Annotated in this window: 17 protein-coding genes; 8 read left to right on the forward strand and 9 right to left on the reverse strand. The window is 71.7% G+C overall.

Going from position 1 to position 18,010, the window contains the following annotated elements; genetic code table 11:
- Nucleotides 1-2: 2 nt before the first annotated feature.
- Nucleotides 3-2,858, reverse strand: a complete 2,856-nt coding sequence (locus ACOBQB_RS17300) for a penicillin acylase family protein (RefSeq protein WP_423592758.1) — start codon at nucleotides 2,856-2,858, stop codon at nucleotides 3-5.
- A gap of 294 nt (nucleotides 2,859-3,152) precedes the next feature.
- Between ACOBQB_RS17300 and ACOBQB_RS17305 the strand changes: the two genes are divergently transcribed.
- Complete coding sequence (locus ACOBQB_RS17305) at nucleotides 3,153-3,761, forward strand: hypothetical protein (RefSeq protein ID WP_423592759.1); 609 nt, start codon at nucleotides 3,153-3,155, stop codon at nucleotides 3,759-3,761.
- Between the two features lie 62 nt (nucleotides 3,762-3,823).
- On the opposite strand, the gene ACOBQB_RS17310 is transcribed toward ACOBQB_RS17305, so the two are convergent.
- Nucleotides 3,824-4,342, reverse strand: coding sequence for a hypothetical protein (locus tag ACOBQB_RS17310; RefSeq protein ID WP_423592760.1), 519 nt, complete (start codon nucleotides 4,340-4,342; stop codon nucleotides 3,824-3,826).
- Between the two features lie 145 nt (nucleotides 4,343-4,487).
- Between ACOBQB_RS17310 and ACOBQB_RS17315 the strand changes: the two genes are divergently transcribed.
- Complete coding sequence (locus ACOBQB_RS17315) at nucleotides 4,488-5,555, forward strand: RNA ligase (ATP) (protein ID WP_423592761.1); 1,068 nt, start codon at nucleotides 4,488-4,490, stop codon at nucleotides 5,553-5,555.
- A 521-nt stretch (nucleotides 5,556-6,076) separates the two neighbouring features.
- Here the strand turns inward: ACOBQB_RS17315 and soxR are convergent.
- Nucleotides 6,077-6,544 (reverse strand): redox-sensitive transcriptional activator SoxR, encoded by a 468-nt coding sequence (soxR, locus tag ACOBQB_RS17320; protein WP_423592763.1) that lies wholly within the window; start codon nucleotides 6,542-6,544, stop codon nucleotides 6,077-6,079.
- Nucleotides 6,545-6,657: 113 nt separating this feature from the next.
- Between soxR and ACOBQB_RS17325 the strand changes: the two genes are divergently transcribed.
- The gene (locus ACOBQB_RS17325) at nucleotides 6,658-7,122 is read left to right on the forward strand and encodes a MaoC family dehydratase (RefSeq protein WP_423592765.1); all 465 of its coding nucleotides are present in this window, start codon (nucleotides 6,658-6,660) and stop codon (nucleotides 7,120-7,122) included.
- Here ACOBQB_RS17325 and ACOBQB_RS17330 read toward each other — a convergent pair.
- From ACOBQB_RS17330 to ACOBQB_RS17340, 3 genes are all read right to left on the reverse strand, one after another.
- The gene (locus tag ACOBQB_RS17330; RefSeq protein WP_423592766.1) at nucleotides 7,113-7,754 is read right to left on the reverse strand and encodes a TetR/AcrR family transcriptional regulator; all 642 of its coding nucleotides are present in this window, start codon (nucleotides 7,752-7,754) and stop codon (nucleotides 7,113-7,115) included. The genes ACOBQB_RS17325 and ACOBQB_RS17330 overlap by 10 nt on opposite strands.
- 84 nt (nucleotides 7,755-7,838) lie before the next feature.
- Nucleotides 7,839-8,126, reverse strand: a complete 288-nt coding sequence (locus tag ACOBQB_RS17335) for a YiaA/YiaB family inner membrane protein (protein ID WP_423592768.1) — start codon at nucleotides 8,124-8,126, stop codon at nucleotides 7,839-7,841.
- Nucleotides 8,127-8,186: 60 nt separating this feature from the next.
- Nucleotides 8,187-9,338 (reverse strand): acyl-CoA dehydrogenase family protein, encoded by a 1,152-nt coding sequence (locus ACOBQB_RS17340; protein ID WP_423598546.1) that lies wholly within the window; start codon nucleotides 9,336-9,338, stop codon nucleotides 8,187-8,189.
- A 76-nt stretch (nucleotides 9,339-9,414) separates the two neighbouring features.
- Here ACOBQB_RS17340 and ACOBQB_RS17345 point away from each other — a divergent pair, with 76 nt between their 5' ends.
- On the forward strand, nucleotides 9,415-10,071 hold the full coding sequence (locus tag ACOBQB_RS17345) for a TetR/AcrR family transcriptional regulator (protein WP_423592770.1): 657 nt from the start codon (nucleotides 9,415-9,417) through the stop codon (nucleotides 10,069-10,071).
- 96 nt (nucleotides 10,072-10,167) lie between these two features.
- On the opposite strand, the gene ACOBQB_RS17350 is transcribed toward ACOBQB_RS17345, so the two are convergent.
- Nucleotides 10,168-10,743 (reverse strand): TetR/AcrR family transcriptional regulator, encoded by a 576-nt coding sequence (locus ACOBQB_RS17350; RefSeq protein ID WP_423592772.1) that lies wholly within the window; start codon nucleotides 10,741-10,743, stop codon nucleotides 10,168-10,170.
- Between the two features lie 69 nt (nucleotides 10,744-10,812).
- Between ACOBQB_RS17350 and ACOBQB_RS17355 the strand changes: the two genes are divergently transcribed.
- Together ACOBQB_RS17355 and ACOBQB_RS17360 are read left to right on the forward strand one after the other, a co-directional pair.
- A complete protein-coding gene (locus ACOBQB_RS17355; protein ID WP_423592773.1) occupies nucleotides 10,813-11,403 on the forward strand; it encodes a dihydrofolate reductase family protein in 591 nt (196 codons plus the stop codon).
- Between the two features lie 96 nt (nucleotides 11,404-11,499).
- Nucleotides 11,500-12,519, forward strand: coding sequence for an urea transporter (locus ACOBQB_RS17360; protein WP_423592775.1), 1,020 nt, complete (start codon nucleotides 11,500-11,502; stop codon nucleotides 12,517-12,519).
- 52 nt (nucleotides 12,520-12,571) lie between these two features.
- Here ACOBQB_RS17360 and ACOBQB_RS17365 read toward each other — a convergent pair whose 3' ends face one another.
- Together ACOBQB_RS17365 and ACOBQB_RS17370 are read right to left on the reverse strand one after the other, a co-directional pair.
- A complete protein-coding gene (locus ACOBQB_RS17365; protein WP_423598548.1) occupies nucleotides 12,572-13,651 on the reverse strand; it encodes a Zn-dependent alcohol dehydrogenase in 1,080 nt (359 codons plus the stop codon).
- Between the two features lie 50 nt (nucleotides 13,652-13,701).
- Complete coding sequence (locus ACOBQB_RS17370; RefSeq protein WP_423598550.1) at nucleotides 13,702-15,099, reverse strand: aldehyde dehydrogenase family protein; 1,398 nt, start codon at nucleotides 15,097-15,099, stop codon at nucleotides 13,702-13,704.
- Nucleotides 15,100-15,330: 231 nt separating this feature from the next.
- On the opposite strand from ACOBQB_RS17370, the gene ACOBQB_RS17375 reads away from it, so the two are divergent.
- Together ACOBQB_RS17375 and ACOBQB_RS17380 are read left to right on the forward strand one after the other, a co-directional pair.
- On the forward strand, nucleotides 15,331-16,278 hold the full coding sequence (locus ACOBQB_RS17375; RefSeq protein ID WP_423592776.1) for a DUF5829 family protein: 948 nt from the start codon (nucleotides 15,331-15,333) through the stop codon (nucleotides 16,276-16,278).
- Between the two features lie 238 nt (nucleotides 16,279-16,516).
- On the forward strand, nucleotides 16,517-17,728 hold the full coding sequence (locus ACOBQB_RS17380; RefSeq protein WP_423592777.1) for a S8 family peptidase: 1,212 nt from the start codon (nucleotides 16,517-16,519) through the stop codon (nucleotides 17,726-17,728).
- Nucleotides 17,729-18,010 lie beyond the last annotated feature (282 nt).

An 18,010-nucleotide genomic window follows, 5' to 3' on the forward strand; every position in this document is an offset into this window, starting at 1 on the left:
GGCTAGGGACGGTGCCGGGGGAACTCGACGACCTGCTGGTAAGTGGGACGGTTCTGCCACTGGACCGGCTTGTGCGTGATGCCGCCGAGCGCCCGGTGGATGATCGCGTCCGCGCACCACTGGTCGCCGGCCCTGCACGCGTCGTCGCCGGGATAGACCTCCGTGGCGGGCTTGGCGACGGCCTGCGCGAGGGTGGTCAGCAGGGTGTCGCGGCAGGCGTCGAGCGTGCCGTCGCCGCAGTAGGTGTGGGCCGGTTCGCCCTGGACCGGCTGCCCGAGGACCTTGCGGAGGTCCTTGTCGGCGTACCCCCACCATCCGTACTGGAAGGCCGATCCGGCGTGCGCCCCGGTGGGTCCGTGGCCCGCCGAGGGCGCCTCGTCGGTGCTCAGCTGCGCGGTCAGGGCGTCATACAGGTCCTTGCCCATGCCCGGTTCGAACTGGGCCTTGATCAACAGCGGCCACCAGGCGTCCATGACGCGCACGGCGTCGGGGTGGGCGTACGTCTTGGAGCCCGCGGACGTCTGGTTGCGCTGCGCGCCCGCCTTGCGCCATGCCGCCAACTGCCGCACCGCCTTGGCGACTTGCGGATCGGTGACCGGCTTGCTCCGTACGACTTTCAGCAGTTCCGGCAGCACCTGCTCGCCGCGCAGGTCGGTGACGGCGGCCTCGGACATGGCCCGGGTCAGTGAGGCGCGGGTGACGCCGCCCTCCTCGGTGAGCTTCTTGACCCGCCCGTCGAGCAGGTCACCGCGGTGCACGGCGCTCACCCCGAAGCCGGCCGTGCTGAAGTCCTTGGCCTGCTTGTTGTTCCAGGAGATGTAGTAGTCCTGGTTGACGGAGTGCGGGTGTTCGGCGGGCGGGGTCTGCGCCGAGGTGTTGTTCTCTGGATCGAAGTCCCGCCACTCGTACCCCTGTTGGGCCTTGACGGGCAGCGCCGGGTCGATGTCCTTGGCCCGCTCCGGGTTGGCGCCGCTGTTGTAGTACGCGATGTCGCGCGCGTCGGCGTAGAACCAGTTGAAGGCGTAGCTGATGTGCTGTGCCGCCTTCATGAAGCTCGCGGCGTCCCGCACGTATCCGGGGTCGTTCAGCATCTGGAAGCCGATGATCGAGTCGGCCTCGTGGCGGTAGGTGGAGCGCAGCGAGACGTACGCGACGGGCTTGCCGTCGACGCTCGCGCGGTGCGTCACGACGCCGTACTCGGTGCGGAAGACCTGCATGCGGTAGGAGCCGGCGGCCGTGGAGTCGGCGAGGGTCGGCTTCCAGGCGTTCTTGCGCTCCAGCTTCTCCATGGGCGTGCAGGCGCCCCGGTACAGGTAGCCGGTGGACTGCTTGGTGGGGGTGCCGCCGCCCGGCTCGCACAGTTCGACGGCGTACGTGTCGGTGATGTCCTGCCCGGCCGAGGTCGCCGACCAGGCGTAGTCCTGGCCGCGCCCCAGCTGGACGTACATCCCGACGCCCGCGAAGGAGACGCCGCGCGCGCTGATACCGGGGCCCTGGAGTTCCTGCTGCATGAGGAGCTGCGGCGCGAAGTAGCCGGTCTGAGGGCCGAAGACGGCGACGGGGTGGCCGCTCGCGGTGTGCTTGCCGGAGACCAACAGGGCGTTCGACATGCCCTTCTTGTGGCCGTCGGCCCGGAAGAGGTCCGAGGGCAGGACGCCCTTGTCGTACATGCCCTGGAGCGGCTTGAGCTTCCTCGGGGCCTTCACCGGGTTTTTCGCGCCCGTCCTCGCGCCGCCCTCACGGTCGTACACGAGCTGCTCGCGCTCGACCGATCCGGGGTCGGGGAGCGCGACGCCGCGCGCCTTGTCCGGCTTTCCGGCATACGGGAAGCTCGTGCCGTCGTGGATGGTCCGGACGGCCTCGGGGTCGTTGCGGGCACGGAAGGATTCCCAGACCTCGGTGCCCTTCTCGACGCCGTACTTCTCCTGGGCCTTGAGGAGGGAGAGCGCGGATTCGACCTCCCCGCCGCCGCCGTTGCCGAAGAGGCCGCCGACGACGGAGGCCAGCGCGATCATGTCCGTTACCTTGAAGGGTTCGATCTCGCCGACGTTGGTGATCGCGTCGATCTTGCCGGTGAGGACGTACTCGCCGGGGAAGTAGCGGCCGTTCTTCGCCTTCACGCGGTAGGCGTTGAGCCCGTCGACGTAGGCCTGTGCGTCCGCCATGGCCTGCTTGCCGCGCTCGCCCTGTGTCTCCTTGATGTACTCGACCTGCTTCTCCAGGTCCTTCTCGGTGTACGGGGCCTGCGGCCAGAACTGCTGCTCAAGTCCCTGATTGGCGGGCGCGCCGCCCGCGAACGAGGTCAGCTGCCCGCGGCCTATGTGCCGGAAGAGGTCGATGAGCCAGAGCCGGTCCTGCCCGGCGGCGAAGCCCGCGCCGAACTCGGTGCCGTAGCGGGTGGTGCCCTTGATGTGCGGGATGCCGTACTTCTTGTCGCGGGTGATGGTCACGTCGTCGCGCGGCCTGGTGACGGAGGCGACCTGACCGTCGCGCACGCCGAAGGAGGCGTCGTCGAAGAACTCGGTGAGGCGGTCGTCGGTGAGTGAGGGATAGCCGGAGGAGAGCGCGTCGTAGGGGGCCAACTGGTCGTCGGCGTGCGCCGGTCGGGTGCCGAGGGCGCGGTGGGCGAGGATCTCGGCGAGGGGCGCGTTGCCGTTGGCGCCGGGCGGCAGGACGTCCGCGCACTGGCCCTCGCAGTAGTCGCCGCTCTCCGCGGGCCGGTCCGCCGCCGACTGCCCCGCCGCGGCCCCGGCCCCGGCCTCGGCCCCCGCCTCCGTCAGCGGTGTCAGGAGACCGGCGCCGAGGGCGAGCACCGCCCCCGCCGTGAGCGTGCTGAGTCTGACGGTGCGTGGTCGCATGGGTGCTCCTCCGGGGTCCTGCGGAAGGCGGTTGCGGCGGAGGTTACTGGCGGGTCGGCGAACCGGAAAGATGAGCAACCTTCGCCTTTTCCGAATCACCACAACGCGCCCCCCTCGTGGGCGCATCAGCACAGCTCACGCGGGCAGGCGAAAAGGGTCGCCCCGAAAGGGAGCCGAATCGCGTGTCGATACGTCTACTCGGCGACGTCGTTTCGACTTCGACTCGACTGCGACGCCGGCAGATACGGAACACGGGGTACCAGTACGAAGTACGTGTGACGGAGGTGCAGGGCGATGGCCGGATTCCGGAGTCTCGCGAGACAGGTGCGTGATCCGCAGAGCGATCTGGCACTGCGGCGCTACTCGCTGCGCAAGTGCCTGGAGAGGTTCGCCCCATACGGACACCGGGCGACCTGGGACCATCTGTGCTCCCGGGCGGGATTCGGGTGCGAGGACAGGTCGCCCGACCCGGCGAGGCTGGTGGCCGCGCTGGAGGAGCTGGAGGCGGCGCGGGCGGTCTGGCTCGCCTACGAGGCGGACTTCGCCGAGCGCCGCCGCAAGGAGAAGCACGACGGGCTCAGGCGCCCCGGCAGCGACGACGACTGGCACCGCCGCACCTGGGGCGGCTGCGGGGTCGCCTGGTGCGACGACCCCGATGTCCACCCCCGTGCCCCTCTGGCCGAAGTGCTGCGCCGCCTGATCGCGGCGCTGGAGCGGGAGCCGGGCGCCTCCTGCCCGGTCTGCGGTGACACCTCCCTGGTGTGGAAGCGCGGCCTGGCGCACGAGCCGTCCTCGGGGGCGGTCTGCACGGGCTGCGGCATCGTCGTGCCCGCTCCGGTGCTCACGCCGGACGCGGTGGCCCGTGCGCGAGCGCGCGCGCTGCGCACACTGGTGTCGGCGTGAGGACGTTCGGTGTGCGGACGTTCGGTGTGCGGACGTGAGGAACGGCGCGGTCAGGGCGTGGCTCAGGGTCTGATCACGTCCGTGTGTATGGCGAGCTTGAACTGGGCGTGCGTCAGCGGCGTGGCGAGCCTCACGTCTCCCACGCCGCGTGCCGAGATCTTCAGGCCGACGGGGATCTCGGGGTGGACGAACATCTGCCAGACGTACGACCTGAACTGACTGCCCCTGGTGGGCGCGGAGTCGGTGGTGCCCGTCGAGTCGTACCCGGTCGCCAGGCCCAGCGGGTCGCGGACGAAGCGGGCGCGGTACTCGGTGGGATCGCCGTCCGGCTTCCAGAAGACCAGCGCGGAGAGCACGCCCCAGCCGTCGTGGCTGGGCCATATCAGCCCCGAGCGGGGGCTCGGGAACCGCGCGGGGCCGGTTCCGCCCTTGGCCGGGTCGTGCATGTGCCACGGGTCGTACGACTCCTCGTCCGCCCCGTAGGGGAACCGCACGAGGTGGTAGCCGTCGCTGTCGTACCTGATGCGCTGCGGCTCGTCCTGCGCCGCGTCCCACTTCAACGAGCAGATGGCAACGGACATCGGCCCTCCCCCTGAGTGATGTCGTGTGGTGCCCCACGCCCACGGTTCCATACCACGGGGAAAATTCGGTAGTCCCCTGCTTTGCCTCCGGGAGAGAGTGACCGGCGATGAGGGATCATCCCGGACACCTGAGGAGCACCCACCCATGTCGACGCTGCGCGTCACCGCCGAGACCCTGACGATCCACGAGCATCCGGGCGCCGACGCCCTCGAACTCGCCCAGGTGGGCCTGTACCGCGCGGTCGTCGCGAAGGGCGCCTACCGGACCGGGGACAGCGCGGTGTACATCCCGGAGCAGGCGGTCCTGCCGGCCGGGCTGATCGAGGAACTGGGCCTCACGGGACGCCTCGCCGGCGGCAACCGTGACCGGGTCAAGGCGGTACGGCTGCGCGGCGAGCTGTCCCAGGGCATCGTGTGCCGCCCGGCGGCGCTCGCGGACGTCGACCTGGCGCGGGCCGCACGGGAGGGCACGGACTTCGCGGAGCGGCTCGGCGTCACCAAGTGGGTGCCGCCGATCCCGCCGACGATGAACGGCGACGTCGAGGCCGCGCCGGAGCTCCTGCCGTGGGTCGACATCGAGAACATCCAGCGCTACCCCGGCATCTTCGCGCCCGGCGAGCCGGTCGTCGTGACCGAGAAGCTGCACGGCTCGGCCTGCCTCGTCACGTACGTCGCCGGGAGCGGGCGCGTCCACGTCTCCTCCAAGGGCTTCGGCGCCAAGTCGCTGGCCCTCCAGGAGGACCCGCGCAATCTGTACTGGCGGGCGGTCCAAGGCCACGGCGTCGCGGCCGCCGCGGCGAAGCTCGCCGAGCGGCTCGGGGCGCGCCGGGTCGGCGTCTTCGGGGAGGTGTACGGCGAGGGGGTGCAGGACCTGTCGTACGGCGCGGACGGGCGGCGCGACACGCTCGGGTACGCCGTCTTCGACGTCAGCGCGGAGATCGACGGCCGGGTGCGCTGGCTCGACGCGGCGCAGCTGCTCGACGGCGAACTCCCACTGGTGCCGCGGCTGCACGAGGGGCCTTACGACGCCGGGCGCGTCCTGGAGCTCGCCTCGGGCCGCGAAACGGTGTCGGGGCGCGAGCTGCATCTGCGCGAGGGCGTGGTGATCCGACCGGCGGTGGAGCGCCACAGCCCGGTCACCGGCGGTCGGGCCATCGCGAAGGCGATCAGCACGGCCTATCTGACACGCAAGGGCGGCACCGAGTACGAGTGAGCCGCCGCGGCCTTCGTGCTACGGGTGCCCGCGCGCGGCCCCGTGCACTAGGGGGCGACCCCGGCGCGGCGCCCTCCTACTACGGGTGAGCCCGCGTGCCGCCCCGTGCACCACGGGGTGAGCCCGCGCGCCGCCCCCGTGCCACGGGTGACGCGCACCGCCCTCGCCTCCGGACGGCTAGCGGACCCGCGTACCGCCCTCGTGCTACGGGTGAGCCCGCGTGCCGCCCCCGTGCACCACGGGGTGAGCCCGCGCGCCGCCCCCGTGCCACGGGTGACGCGCACCGCCCTCGCCTCCGGACGGCTAGCGGACCCGCGTACCGCCCTCGTGCTACAGGTGAGCCCGCGTACCGCCCCGTACTACCGGCGAGCCCGCCTGCCGCCCCGTCCACTACGGGGTGATCCCCGCGGCCTCCGCACTGCGGGTGAGAGCGCGCCGCCTCTCACCTCCGTACGGCGAGTGAGCCCGCGCGCTCTCACCCCGTACGGCGAGTGAGCCCGGCGCGCCGCCCCCGCCCCCGCTCAGGACCGCTGGCGGCGCTCCACCAGTAGGCGGGAGCCGGTGAGTCGTTCGCCGAACTCGTCGTCCGGGTTGGAGAGCACGCAGGTCTCCAGGGACAGGCAGCCGCAGCCGATGCAGTCCGTGAGGTGGTCGCGCAGCCGGCCCAACTGCTTGATGCGCTCGTCCAGTTCCGCGCGCCAGTGCTCCGACAGGTGCGCCCAGTCCTCGCGGTTGGGCGTGCGCTCCTCGGGCAGCGAGTCGAGGGCCTCGCGGATCGTGGCGAGCGGGATGCCGACGCGCTGGGAGGCGCGGATGAAGGCGACGCGGCGCAGCGTGTCCCGGTGGTAGCGGCGCTGGTTGCCCGGGGTGCGGCGGCTGACGATGAGGCCCTTGGACTCGTAGAAGTGCAGGGCGGAGACGGCGGCGCCGCTGCGGGCCGACAGCTGGCCGACCGTCAGTTCATGGACTTTCTCTGGAATCTGGGGCACCCCTCGAACCCTAATGGCTGGTCCGTTGACACGCGTCGACGCACCCCGCATGCTGAGCAAGCGCTTAGTCCGCGCAGTCTGTGTATGTCGCACACGTCTAGGAGGCCAGGGACATGGCGGAGCCGAGGATCTTCACGTCGGCCGAGGAACTGCGCGCCGGAGTCGGCGAACAGCTGGGGCACAGCGACTGGCTGGAGATCGACCAGAAGCGGATCGACCTCTTCGCCGAGGCGACGGGCGACCACCAGTGGATCCACGTGGACGCCGAGAAGGCGGCCGCGGGCCCCTTCGGGACGACCATCGCGCACGGCTATCTGACCCTGTCGCTGCTGCCGAGCCTCGTACCGCAGGTCATGCGGGTCGAGGGCATGAAGATGGGCATCAACTACGGCACCAACAAGGTCCGCTTCCCCTCCCCCGTGCCGGTCGGCTCCCGGCTGCGGGCGACCGCCACGCTCACCGAGGTGACGCCCACGAAGGACGGCGGCGTACAGGTGACGGCACAGGTGACCGTGGAGCGCGAGGGCGCCGACAAGCCCGCGTGCGTGGCGGAGTCGGTGTCGCGCTACTACTTCTGAGCCCCCGCCTCCGGGCGGGCGCCCACCATGCGCAGCACGAGGTCGGCGTAGAGCGCGCCGACCTCGTCGGGCGTCCGGCGGCCCGCCGCGTTGAACCAGCGAGCCACGTCGATGCAGAGCGAGAGCACGGCGAGCGTGGTGCCCGGCACGTCCGGGACGTCGAACTCCCCGGCTCGCACACCGTCGTTGATGATCTCCCGTACCGCCGCGTCCGTCTGCCGGCGCAGCGCGACGATCTCCGTGCGGTGCTCCTCGCCGAGCGCGTCCAGTTCGTACTGCACCACGCGGGCGGTCATGTGGTGGGCGGCGTGCCAGCCGACGAAGGAGCGCACGGCCGCCGCGAGCCGCTCGGCCGCGGTGCCCTCGCCGTCCGCCGCGGTGCGCAGGATGGCCAGGGCCTTGTCGTGGCCGATCCCGCTGATGCGGTGGAGCAGCTCTTCCTTGGTTTTGTAGTGGATGTAGAGCGCGGCGGGGCTCATCCCCGCGCGGCCCGCGATGTCGCGGGTCGTCGTCGCGTGGTAGCCGCGCTCGGCGAAGGCCTCGACGGCGGCGATCAGCAGCCGCCTCGCCGCGTCGGGGCTGACCTCGCCCCACGGCTGCTCCTCGACGCCGGTCTCCTCCGCCGCACTCATGCCCACTCCTTCGCACCTGACCCGGTCTGTCGGGAGGGACACCATACCGCTGATGGTGAGCAAGCGCTTAGGGAGCCGGCCGGGTCAGGCCTTGGTGAACGGGTCGTGTTCGGCGAGCAGCTTGTCGACGCGGGCCTGGTCGACCCTGCTGACGATCTGCTCCACCTCCTGGCGGTCCCTGATCACCTTGGAGAGAGTGAAGGCGGAGGTCGTCAGATACAGCACCGAGATGGCGAGGAAGGCCCGCACCCAGGCGGAGGCGTCCAGGTAACCGATCCCGATGGACACCGCGGCCAGGGCGACGGCGAAGGACGCGATGGCCTGGCCGTAGAACGCCGTGGTGCTCTGCTGCTTGATGTGCGGCTCAGTCATGGGGCAAGCATCGGGGAGCGCGTCGCCCCATCACATCCGCTCGGCTACTCAGGCACGTACTCAGAACGCCGAAACACCCGTCAGCGCGCGGCCGATGACCAGCTTCTGAATCTGGCTGGTGCCTTCGTAGAGCGTCATCACGCGGGCGTCCCGGAGCAGTTTGCCCGCCGGGTACTCGTCGATGTAGCCGTAGCCGCCGAAGACCTGGAGGGCGTTGTTGGCGGCGCGCACGGCGGCCTCCGAGGCGAAGAGCTTGGCGGTGGAGGACTCGGTGGCGAAGGGCTGCCCGCGGTCGATGAGGTCGGCGACGCGCCAGGTCAGCAGGCGGGCCGCGTCGACGTCCACGGCGATGTCGCTGATCAGCTCCTGGACCAGCTGGTGGTGGGCGATGGTCTTGCCGAACTGCTCGCGCTCACCGGCGTACTCGACCGCGGCGTCCAGGGCGGCCTGCCCGATGCCCACACAGCCCGCGGCGACCGACATGCGGCCCTTGGCCAGCGCCGACATGGCGACGGAGAAGCCCTTGCCCTCGGGCGCCAGCATGGCCGAGGCCGGGACGCGGACGTCCTCCAGGACGAGCTCGGCGGTGGCCTGGCCGCGCAGGCCGAGCTTGCCGTGGACGGTGCGGCGGCCGAGGCCTGGCGTGCCGGTGGGCACGAGGAAGGCGGAGACACCCTTGTGCCCGGGGATGTCGTTCGTGCGCGCGAACAGCAGCACGACGTCGGCCCACGTGCCGTTCGTGATGAACATCTTGGTGCCGTTGATGACGTAGTCGTCGCCGTCGCGCACGGCCCTGGTGGTGAGGTTGCCCGCGTCGGAGCCGGTGCCGGGTTCGGTGAGCCCGAAGCAGCCGACGTACGCGCCGGAGGTGAGCCCCGGGAGCCACTGCCGCTTCTGCTCCTCGCTGCCCCAGGACGCGATGGTCTTGGCGACGAGGCCGAGGGAGACGGAGACGATGCCGCGCACGGAGGAGTCGCCGCGGCCCAGCTCCTCGGTGACCAGGCAGTACGCGAGGTGGTCGCCGCCCGAGCCGCCGTACTCCTCGTCGATGGTGAGCCCCAGGAAGCCGACCTCGCCGAGCTTCTTCACGAGGGCCCGGTCGACGCTCTCGGCGCGGTCCCACTCGACGACGTGCGGGGCGACCTCGCGCGCGACGAAGTCCTTGGCCAGCTGCCGGACGGCGGTCTGCTCCTCGCTGAGCTCCAGGTTCATCGTGGACACCCTCTTCACGTCGTCGACATTTAAATTAGCAGCGCTAGTTTCTGGTGGCAGCCCTACTATGTGCCGCATGGCCCGACCGCGCAAGCCCCTCCTCAGCCGAGAACGCATCGTCGAGACGGCGCGCGCCCTCGTGGACGCGGAGGGTCTCGCGGCCGTCTCCACGCGCCGGCTCGCCGCCGAACTGGGCGTCAGCGGGCCGTCCCTCTACAACCACTTCCGCACCAAGGACCAGATCCTGGAGGCGGTGGCCGACTCGGTGAGCGCGCAGGTCGACCTGTCGATGTTCGACGCCGCCGACGGGCGGGACTGGCGTACGGCGCTGCACGACTGGGCGGCCTCCTACCGGGCCGCGCTCACCCGGCACCCGAACATCGTCCCGGTGCTCGCCCGCGGCCCCGGCCGCCGCCCGGCCGGACTGCGGCTCGCGGACGCCATGTTCGGGGCGATGGTCGACGCGGGCTGGCCGCCGGCGCAGGCCACGTCGATCGGCGCGCTGATGCGGTACTTCATCATGGGCTCCGCGCTCGGCTCCTTCGCCGGCGGCTTCGTGGACGACGAGACGGCGTACGACCCGGCGGACTACCCCCACTTGGGCCAGGCCCACCTCCTCGCGGACCGCCAGCAGCTCATCGACGACCGCGCCTTCGAGACGGGCCTCAGGGCTCTGCTCGACGGGTTGGCGTTGCAGTACGAGCAGGTGGTCGGCGCGGTGCGCGGACGCTGACGGCTCCGCGGGCGAGGGGGAAAGCGGGGCGCGGCCCCTGCTTTCAGGGGCGCGGGGAACTGCGTTCCAGCCCGTGGCCGGGCCGCCGACAGGCCGTCACTCCGTGACGATGCGGTCCACCGCCGCGGTCACGAGCGCGTCGCGCTCGTCCTGCGAGAGCACGCCCGGCAGCGTGAGCTGCTCGACGATGAGCCAGTTGAAAGCCAGGTAGAGCAGCCGCACGGCGGTCGCGTCGCCGGGCAGGCCGGAACTCTCGTGATAGGCGACATTGGCATCGAGGTCCGCCCGGACGCGCTCGGTGAGCACGGCGCGCAGATCCGGGCGCCGGATCGCCTCCAGGCGCAGCTCGAGCAGGGCGAGATAGCCGGTGCGAAAACCGCTGACCCGTCCGACGACCTCGCGCATGAGCGCCGCGTACGTCTCCTTGTCCGGCTTGGCGCCGCGCTGGCGCTCGACCTCCTCCTCGCTGGGCTGAAGCCGTTCGTAGACCCGGGCGCCCGCCTGGGTCAGCAGGTCGTCGCGGTTGGCGAAGTAGTTGGAGGCCGTACCGGTGGGCACCTTGGCCTCGGTGTCGACCGCGCGGAAGGTGAGCCCGCGGGCGCCTTCCGCGGCCAGCACCTCGATGGCGGCGTCGACCAGAGCCGCACGCCGTTCGTCGTTCCTGCGCACCATTGACACCACTCCATTTGCAGTACTATGTTGACACCACTATAGAAAGAGTACTATAGAGGGAGTCATCTCATGCGTAGGCTCGTGTATTACATCGGCGCCTCCCTGGACGGCTACATCGCAGGTCCCGGCGGCGAGGTCGACTTCTATCCCGTGGGCGACGAGGAGCAGGCCACCGCCTACGCCGCGTGGGTCAACACCCGCTACCCCGAGACGGTCCCCACCGCCCTGCGCCCGCTCGTCGGTCTCGCCGACGCGCCGAACCGCCGCTTCGACACGGTGGTGATGGGCCACGGCACGTACCGCCCTGCCCTGGCCCACGGCACCCCGAGCCCTTACGCACACCTGCGCCAGTACGTCGTCTCGAACACGCTCGGCTCCGCCCCCGACCCCACGGTCACCGTGGTCGGCGGCGACCCGCTCTCCCTCATCCGCGATCTCAAGCGGCAGGAGGGCAAGGACATCTGGCTGTGCGGTGGCGGACGGCTCGCGGCGGCGCTGCTGCCCGAGCTCGACGAGCTGATCGTGAAGAGCTATCCAGTGGTCGCGGGCACCGGAATCCCGGTGTTCGACGGCGAGTTCAGCCCGACGGCGTTCCGCGTGACCAGGCGCGAGCCGTTCCCCAACGACGTCACGATCACCTGGTTCGCCGCCCGCCGGTGACGTCGGCGCGGCGCCCCGCCCCGGCATATAGCTGTAACCTGCATCCGTTCTGTCGGACGCAACGGGAACATCACACGGGAGGGGTCCGTGGGGCACGTGACGGATGCGCCGGACGCCGAGGGCTCGGCGAAGGCCGCGGGGAGCTCGACTCAGGCCGGAGTACGGGCACTTGGGCCGCCACGCCTCCGCGGTTTCGCCGTCCAGGTGCTGCGCGGGCAGGCCCAGGTCACCTTCCTGCCGAGCGCCGTCGCGGGCGCGGTCTTCTTCCTCGCGCTCTCCGCGGCGGGCTGGGAGTACGGGCTCTACGGTCTGACCGGTACCGCCGTGGGCACGGCCACCGCGCGGCTCCTCGGTGTGGACCGCGACCGGGTCGCAGCCGGCCTCGAAGGGTTCAACGCCTGCCTGACGGCGCTCTGCTCCGCGGTCTTCCTCGGCCCGCGCCACCTCTCGACGGCACTGCTCGCGCTCGCGGGCTGCGTGGTCGTCACCGTCGTGACCGCGGCCGTGGTGCGGTTCCTGGGCACCTGGGGGCTGCCGTCGCTCACCCTGCCGTACTGCCTGGTCGCGAGCGCCATGACCATCGGCGCGCCCGGCTTCCAGCGGGTCTGGCACCACGGCGAGGGCCTCGCGGTCCTCCCCGGATCCGCGACCGGCACCACCGCGGTCCAGCCCGCCGAACTGGCCCGCGGATTCTTCGCCGGCTTCGCGGAGATCTTCTTCATGCCGCAGTGGTACGTGGGCGCTCTGCTGCTCCTCGGCCTTCTCCTCGCCGACCGGCACGCGGCGGGGGTGGCGTGTCTCGGCAGCGCCGCCGGGATCGCCACGGCGTGGGCGCTGGGCGCGCCCGCCGAGCGGATCGCCGACGGCACGGCGGGCTACAACTCCGTCCTCGTCGCCCTCGCCCTGTGCGGCGTCTTCCTGCCGGCGCGGCCCGCGACACTCGCGTACGCGCTCGTGGGCGCCGGTGCCGCGGCGGCGGCCGGCCCGGCCGTGGCGGCCCTCTTCGCCCCGTCCGGCGGCCACGCCTTCACGTGGCCGTTCGTGGTGACGACACTGGTGTTCCTGGCGGGGGCCAAGTCCTTTCCGCGCCTGGGCGGTTCACCCGAGGCGGCCTGACCGGAGCCCCTGCCCCAGGCCCGGCGCCCGGTCAGAAGTTGGCCGGCGCCGATCAGAAGACGACCAGCGCCCGGCCCCCCTTCCCCGCGATCATGTGGTCGAAGGCGGACGGGATGCCGTCGAGGGCGATCCGGTCGGTCACCAGGGCGCTCAGGTCGAGGCGCTCCGCCCGGATGTGCTCGGCGAGGACCGGCAGGTCCGCTGCCGGGTCGGAGTTGCCGTAGACGCAGCCGGACAGGGTCCTGCCCCAGTGGAAGAGCTCCAGGGCGTTGAAGGTGACCTGCTGGTCCTTGCCGCCGATGCCGACCACCGTGGTGCGTCCGCCGCGCCGCGTGGACTCCCAGGCGGTGCGGATCGTCACCGCGCGGCCCACGCACTCCACGGCCACGTCGACGCCGTGGCCGCCGGTGAGCCCGCGGATGTCGCGGGCGGTCTTCTCCGAGGCGACCACGTAGTCAGTGGCGCCCGCCGCACGCGCCAGCTCCTCCTTCTCCGGAGAGACGTCGACCGCGACGATCCGCGAGGCACCGGCGATCCGGGCCGCCTGAAGCGTGGCGAGGCCCACCCCGCCCACGCCGTACACCGCGACGCTCTCGCCCGCGCGGACCCTCGCCGAGTGGTGCACGGCGCCGTAGCCGGTCAGGACGGCGCAGCCGAGCAGGGCCGCGTCGGTGAGCGGGACGCCGTCCGGCACCGGCAGGACGCACCGCTGCGAGACCACGGTCTCCTCGGCGAACGCGGCGACGTTCAGGCCCGGGTGCAGGTCCGTGCCGTCCGACCGCTGCGCGTAGACGTCGGCGGCGCCGGCGAGGGCGTTCGCGCAGAGCCACACCTCGCCGAGCGAGCAGGCGTGACAACCGCCGCAGGACGGCGCCCAGTTCAGGACGACGCCGTCACCGGGGGCGACCCCGGTGACGCCCTCGCCGACGGAGACCACGGTGCCCGCGCCCTCGTGGCCGAGGACGGCGGGCACCGGAACCCGCATCGTGCCGTTGGACAGGGACAGGTCGGAGTGGCAGACCCCGGCGGCGGCGAGGCGCACCCGCACCTGGCCGGGGCCGGGCTCCGGCAGTTCGATGTCGGCGATCTCCAGCGGGGAGCCGACGGCGGAGAGAATGGCGGCGCGGACCACGTTCACGTACTCCTTGGGGAAGCGGGCGGGCTCACGGAGCCGGCGGGGGGTCAGAACTGGAGCGACTTCGTCTGGAGGTACTCCGCGAGGCCGTGCGCGCCCAGTTCGCGCCCGACGCCCGACTGCTTGTAACCGCCGAAGGGCGCGAGGGGGTTGAAGCTGCCGCCGTTGATGTCGACCTGGCCGGTGTCCATGCGGCGGGCGAAGGCCACCGCCTCCGCGTCGTCGGCCGCCCAGACGGCGCCCGCGAGACCGTACACCGTGCCATTGGCGATCCGCAGGGCGTCGTCCTCGTCCTCGTAGCGGATGAGGGAGAGCACGGGGCCGAAGATCTCCTCCTGGGCGATGGTCATCTCCGGAGTGACGTCGGCGAAGACGGTCGGCTGGACGAAGTAGCCCTGCTCCTGCTCCTTGGGCGCTTCGGGGCCGCCCGCCACGAGCCGGGCGCCCTCCTCGACGCCCTTCTCGATGTAGCCGCGTACCCGCGCCCGCTGCTTGGCGTTGACGACGGGGCCGATGCGGGGGCCGTACTTGGCCGCGGCGGCGGCCGCCAGCTCCACCGCCTCGTCGTACCGGTCGGTGTGCACCAGCATGCGGGTCCAGGCGCTGCACGTCTGGCCGGAGTTGGACATGACGTTCGCGACGCCGACGGCCACGGCCTTGGCGAGGTCGGCGCTCGGCAGGATGACGTTGGCGGACTTGCCGCCGAGCTCCAGGGCGACGCGCTTGACCGCCGCGCCCGCGGTGGCACCGATCCGCCTGCCGACCGCCGTCGAACCGGTGAACGAGACGAGGTCGACGCCCTCGTGCTCCGCGAGGGCCTGGCCCGCGACCGGGCCCAGGCCGGTGACGAGGTTGAAGACGCCCGCGGGGACGCCCGCCTCGTGCACCGCCTCGGCGAAGAGCTGGGCGGTGAGCGGGGTGTCCTCGGCGGGCTTGAGCACCACCGTGCAGCCCGCCGCGAGCGCCGGGGCCACCTTGTTGACGATCTGATGGAGGGGGTAGTTCCAGGGCGTGATCGCGCCGACCACGCCGACCGGCTCCAGGTAGACGGTGGAGTTGCCCACCTTCTCCTCGAAGGGGTGCGCCGCGGCCAGTTCGGCGTACGAACCGCAAACAGCGATCGGCACCCCGGCGTGCACGGCCTGCGCGAACGGCGGCGGGGCGCCCAGCTCGGCGGTGACGGTCGCGGCGATCTCGTCCTTGCGGGCGACCAGCCGGTCGTGGAGCGCGCCGATCAGGGCCGCGCGCTCGGCGGGCGGTGTGGCGGCCCAGCGGGGCAGGGCGGTACGGGCGGCGCGCACCGCGGCGTCGATGTCCTCGGCGGTGCCGGCCGGGACCTGGCCGATGGGCCGTTCGCCGGCCGGGTCGACGACCGTGATCATCTCGGTGCCGACGGCCGGGCGCCAGGTGCCGTCGATGTACATGCCGTTGTGGGCCTTGTGCATGCCGTCGTGCGCCTCGTTCGGGTCGTCGTGGGCCTCGTTCGCGCCGTCGTGGGCCTTCATCGCATTCCTCCAGGGAGTCGTCCGCCATACAAACTAGCGCTGATAGTTTTCTGGCACCAGGGTCGGCCTGGCGCCGGGCAGGGCCCCCGCGCGCGGCCGAGCGGGGGGCTTTACCGTCGCACTCGTCGGAACAGCCGCGTCCGCCGCCCTCCCGGCCCTACTCTCGCCCCTATGCTGCTGCGCCGGAAGTTGCGGATGACCCTGGCCCTCACCATGACCCTCGCCGCCGCCCTCTTCGGGGCGACCGAAGGGGGTGTGAGCACGGCACGCGCCGAGGAGAAACCGCCGCGCGAGCGGCAGCTGCTGTTCTACAACCATGCCTACGGGGTCTTCGACCGGGAGACCGCCGACGCGGTCGAACACTCCGCCTACCTACGGAAGTTCGCCGACTTCGAGGTCCGCACCACGACCGGCGCCGACGGGACCACGTGGACCGGCCGCTACCTGAAGGGCCGCGAGACCTATCTGGAGGTCTTCGGGGTGGGCGACGTACCCGACACCGCCCTCGGCAGCGCCGGCATGGGGATCTCCACCGAACGCGACGGCGACCTGGAGACCGTGCTCGAACGGCTGCCGGACCTCGGGGTCACCGACCCGCTCGTGTTCCAGCAGACCCGTGACTTCGGCGACGGCGTGCCGGTGCCGTGGTTCGACGGGGCGTTCACCACCGACCAGTACGACACCTTCGGCACCTGGGCGATGGAGTACCGGCCCGAGTACTTCGCCGATCCGCGCGGCAAGACGGAACCGCCGTCCTACCCCGGTGACGTCGGCCGGGAGCGCTACCTCCCCGACGTCTACCGCGACCGTCTGATGCGCGACGTGACCTCGGTCCGTATCGCGGTGACCGCGCGCGACCTGGACAACACGGTGCCGCTGCTGCGGGCCGGCGGCTTCGTCGTACGGCCGGCGGCGGGCGGCGGCGTCGTCGCGGACCGTGGTGGCACCACGATCCGCCTCGACGCGGTGCCGCGCGACCGGGTGGGCCTGCGGCAGTTCACGTTCGTACTGAACAAGGCCGTAAAGCAGCGTCACGTGGAGCGGTTGGGCCACTCGACTCTCACGGTCGGGCCGGGTGCACGCGCGGTGTGGGACTTCGAGGAGCACACGCGAGGCTGAAGCGGGGCTGAAAACCCCACATTCGCCGCGCATTTGCCCGGAATTTGATTTCCGTTGCATGACATACGCATGACAACGCGTCGACTCTCTTGATCTACACCCGTGGAGCGGCCACGCTACTGCTCGCGACGGGAGCGGAACCGCACCGCTCCCTTCTGTGTGTGCGATCACGCGCACACCCCCCACAGTCGCGTCGCCCCACCATGGGCGCGCCGCCTATGAGGAGGACTCCCTCGTAATGGCAATGCCGCGTAGCAAGAAGACTGTGATCGCCGCCGCGATCTCGACCGCCGCCGCCGCCGTTCTCGGCACGGTCACCGCTCTGCCCGCCCAGGCCGCACCCGCCGAGGGCACCGTGATCGCCGCGGGCTCCGCCGACGCGGTCAAGGGCAGCTACATCGTCACGCTGAAGAAGAGCTCGGGCCTCAAGGCCGCCACGAGCCAGGGCAAGGGCCTCATATCCGAGTACGGCGGCTCGGTGACGAAGACCTACAAGTCCGCGCTCAACGGCTACGCCGCGAAGCTGAGCGCGACGGAGGCGAGACGCCTCGCCGCCGACCCCACGGTCGCCTCCGTCGAGCAGAACCAGCGGGTCAAGGCCACCGCGACGCAGACCAACGCCCCCTGGGGCCTGGACCGCATCGACCAGGCCAGGCTGCCGCTCAACGGCAGCTACACCTACCCGGACAGCGCGGGCTCCGGCGTCACGGCCTACGTGATCGACACCGGCGTCCGCATCTCGCACTCGGAGCTCAGCGGCCGCGCTGTCAACGGCTACGACGCCGTGGACGGCGACACCACCGCCCAGGACGGCAACGGCCACGGCACGCACGTCGCCACGACCGTCGCGGGCACGACGTACGGCGTCGCCAAGAAGGCCAAGGTCGTGGCCGTCCGCGTCCTCGACAACAACGGCTCCGGCACCACCGCCGGGGTCATCGCGGGCATCGACTGGGTGACCCGGCACCACACCGCCGGTGCCCCGGCCGTGGCCAACATGTCGCTCGGCGGCGGCGCCTCCACCGCGCTGGACAACGCGGTGAAGAACTCCATCGCCGACGGCGTCACCTACGCGGTCGCCGCGGGCAACGAGGGCGTGAACGCGGCGAACTCCTCCCCCGCCCGGGTCCCCGCGGCCATCACGGTCGGCGCGACCGGCAGCAACGACGCCAAGGCCAGCTGGTCCAACTACGGCTCGGTCCTGGACATCTTCGCGCCCGGCGTCTCCATCAAGGCGGGCTGGTACACCGGTGACACGGCGACCAACACCATCTCCGGTACGTCGATGGCCACGCCGCATGTCGCGGGGGCCGCGGCGGTGTACTTGGCGGGGCACACCTCGGCCACGCCTTCGCAGGTCGCTTCCGCCCTGGTGAACGGGGCCACGCCGAGTGTCGTGACCAGCCCGGGGTCCGGTTCTCCGAACCGGCTCCTCAAGATCGTGCCGTAACTCGCTGATTCTGTACGGGTAGTTGCGCCCCGGAGGTTGTCGACGCCTCCGGGGCGTTTTCCGTACCGTGCCGTCGGCCGACGCGTCTGCCGGGTTCTGGCCGTTGGCCGGTGCGGGGCGTGGGTGGCTGAGCGCGCAGTTCCCCGCGCCCCCGAGGCAAGGCCCTGGCCGGCGCCCCTTGCCCCCGTGCCGTCGGCCGACGCGTCTGCCGGGTTCTGGCCGTTGGCCGGTGCGGGGCGTGGGTGGCTGAGCGCGCCGTTCCCCGCGCCCCTCTTCGGTGAC

Origin of the sequence: Streptomyces sp. G5(2025) (assembly GCF_049542075.1) — a bacterium.
GTDB lineage: Bacteria > Actinomycetota > Actinomycetes > Streptomycetales > Streptomycetaceae > Streptomyces.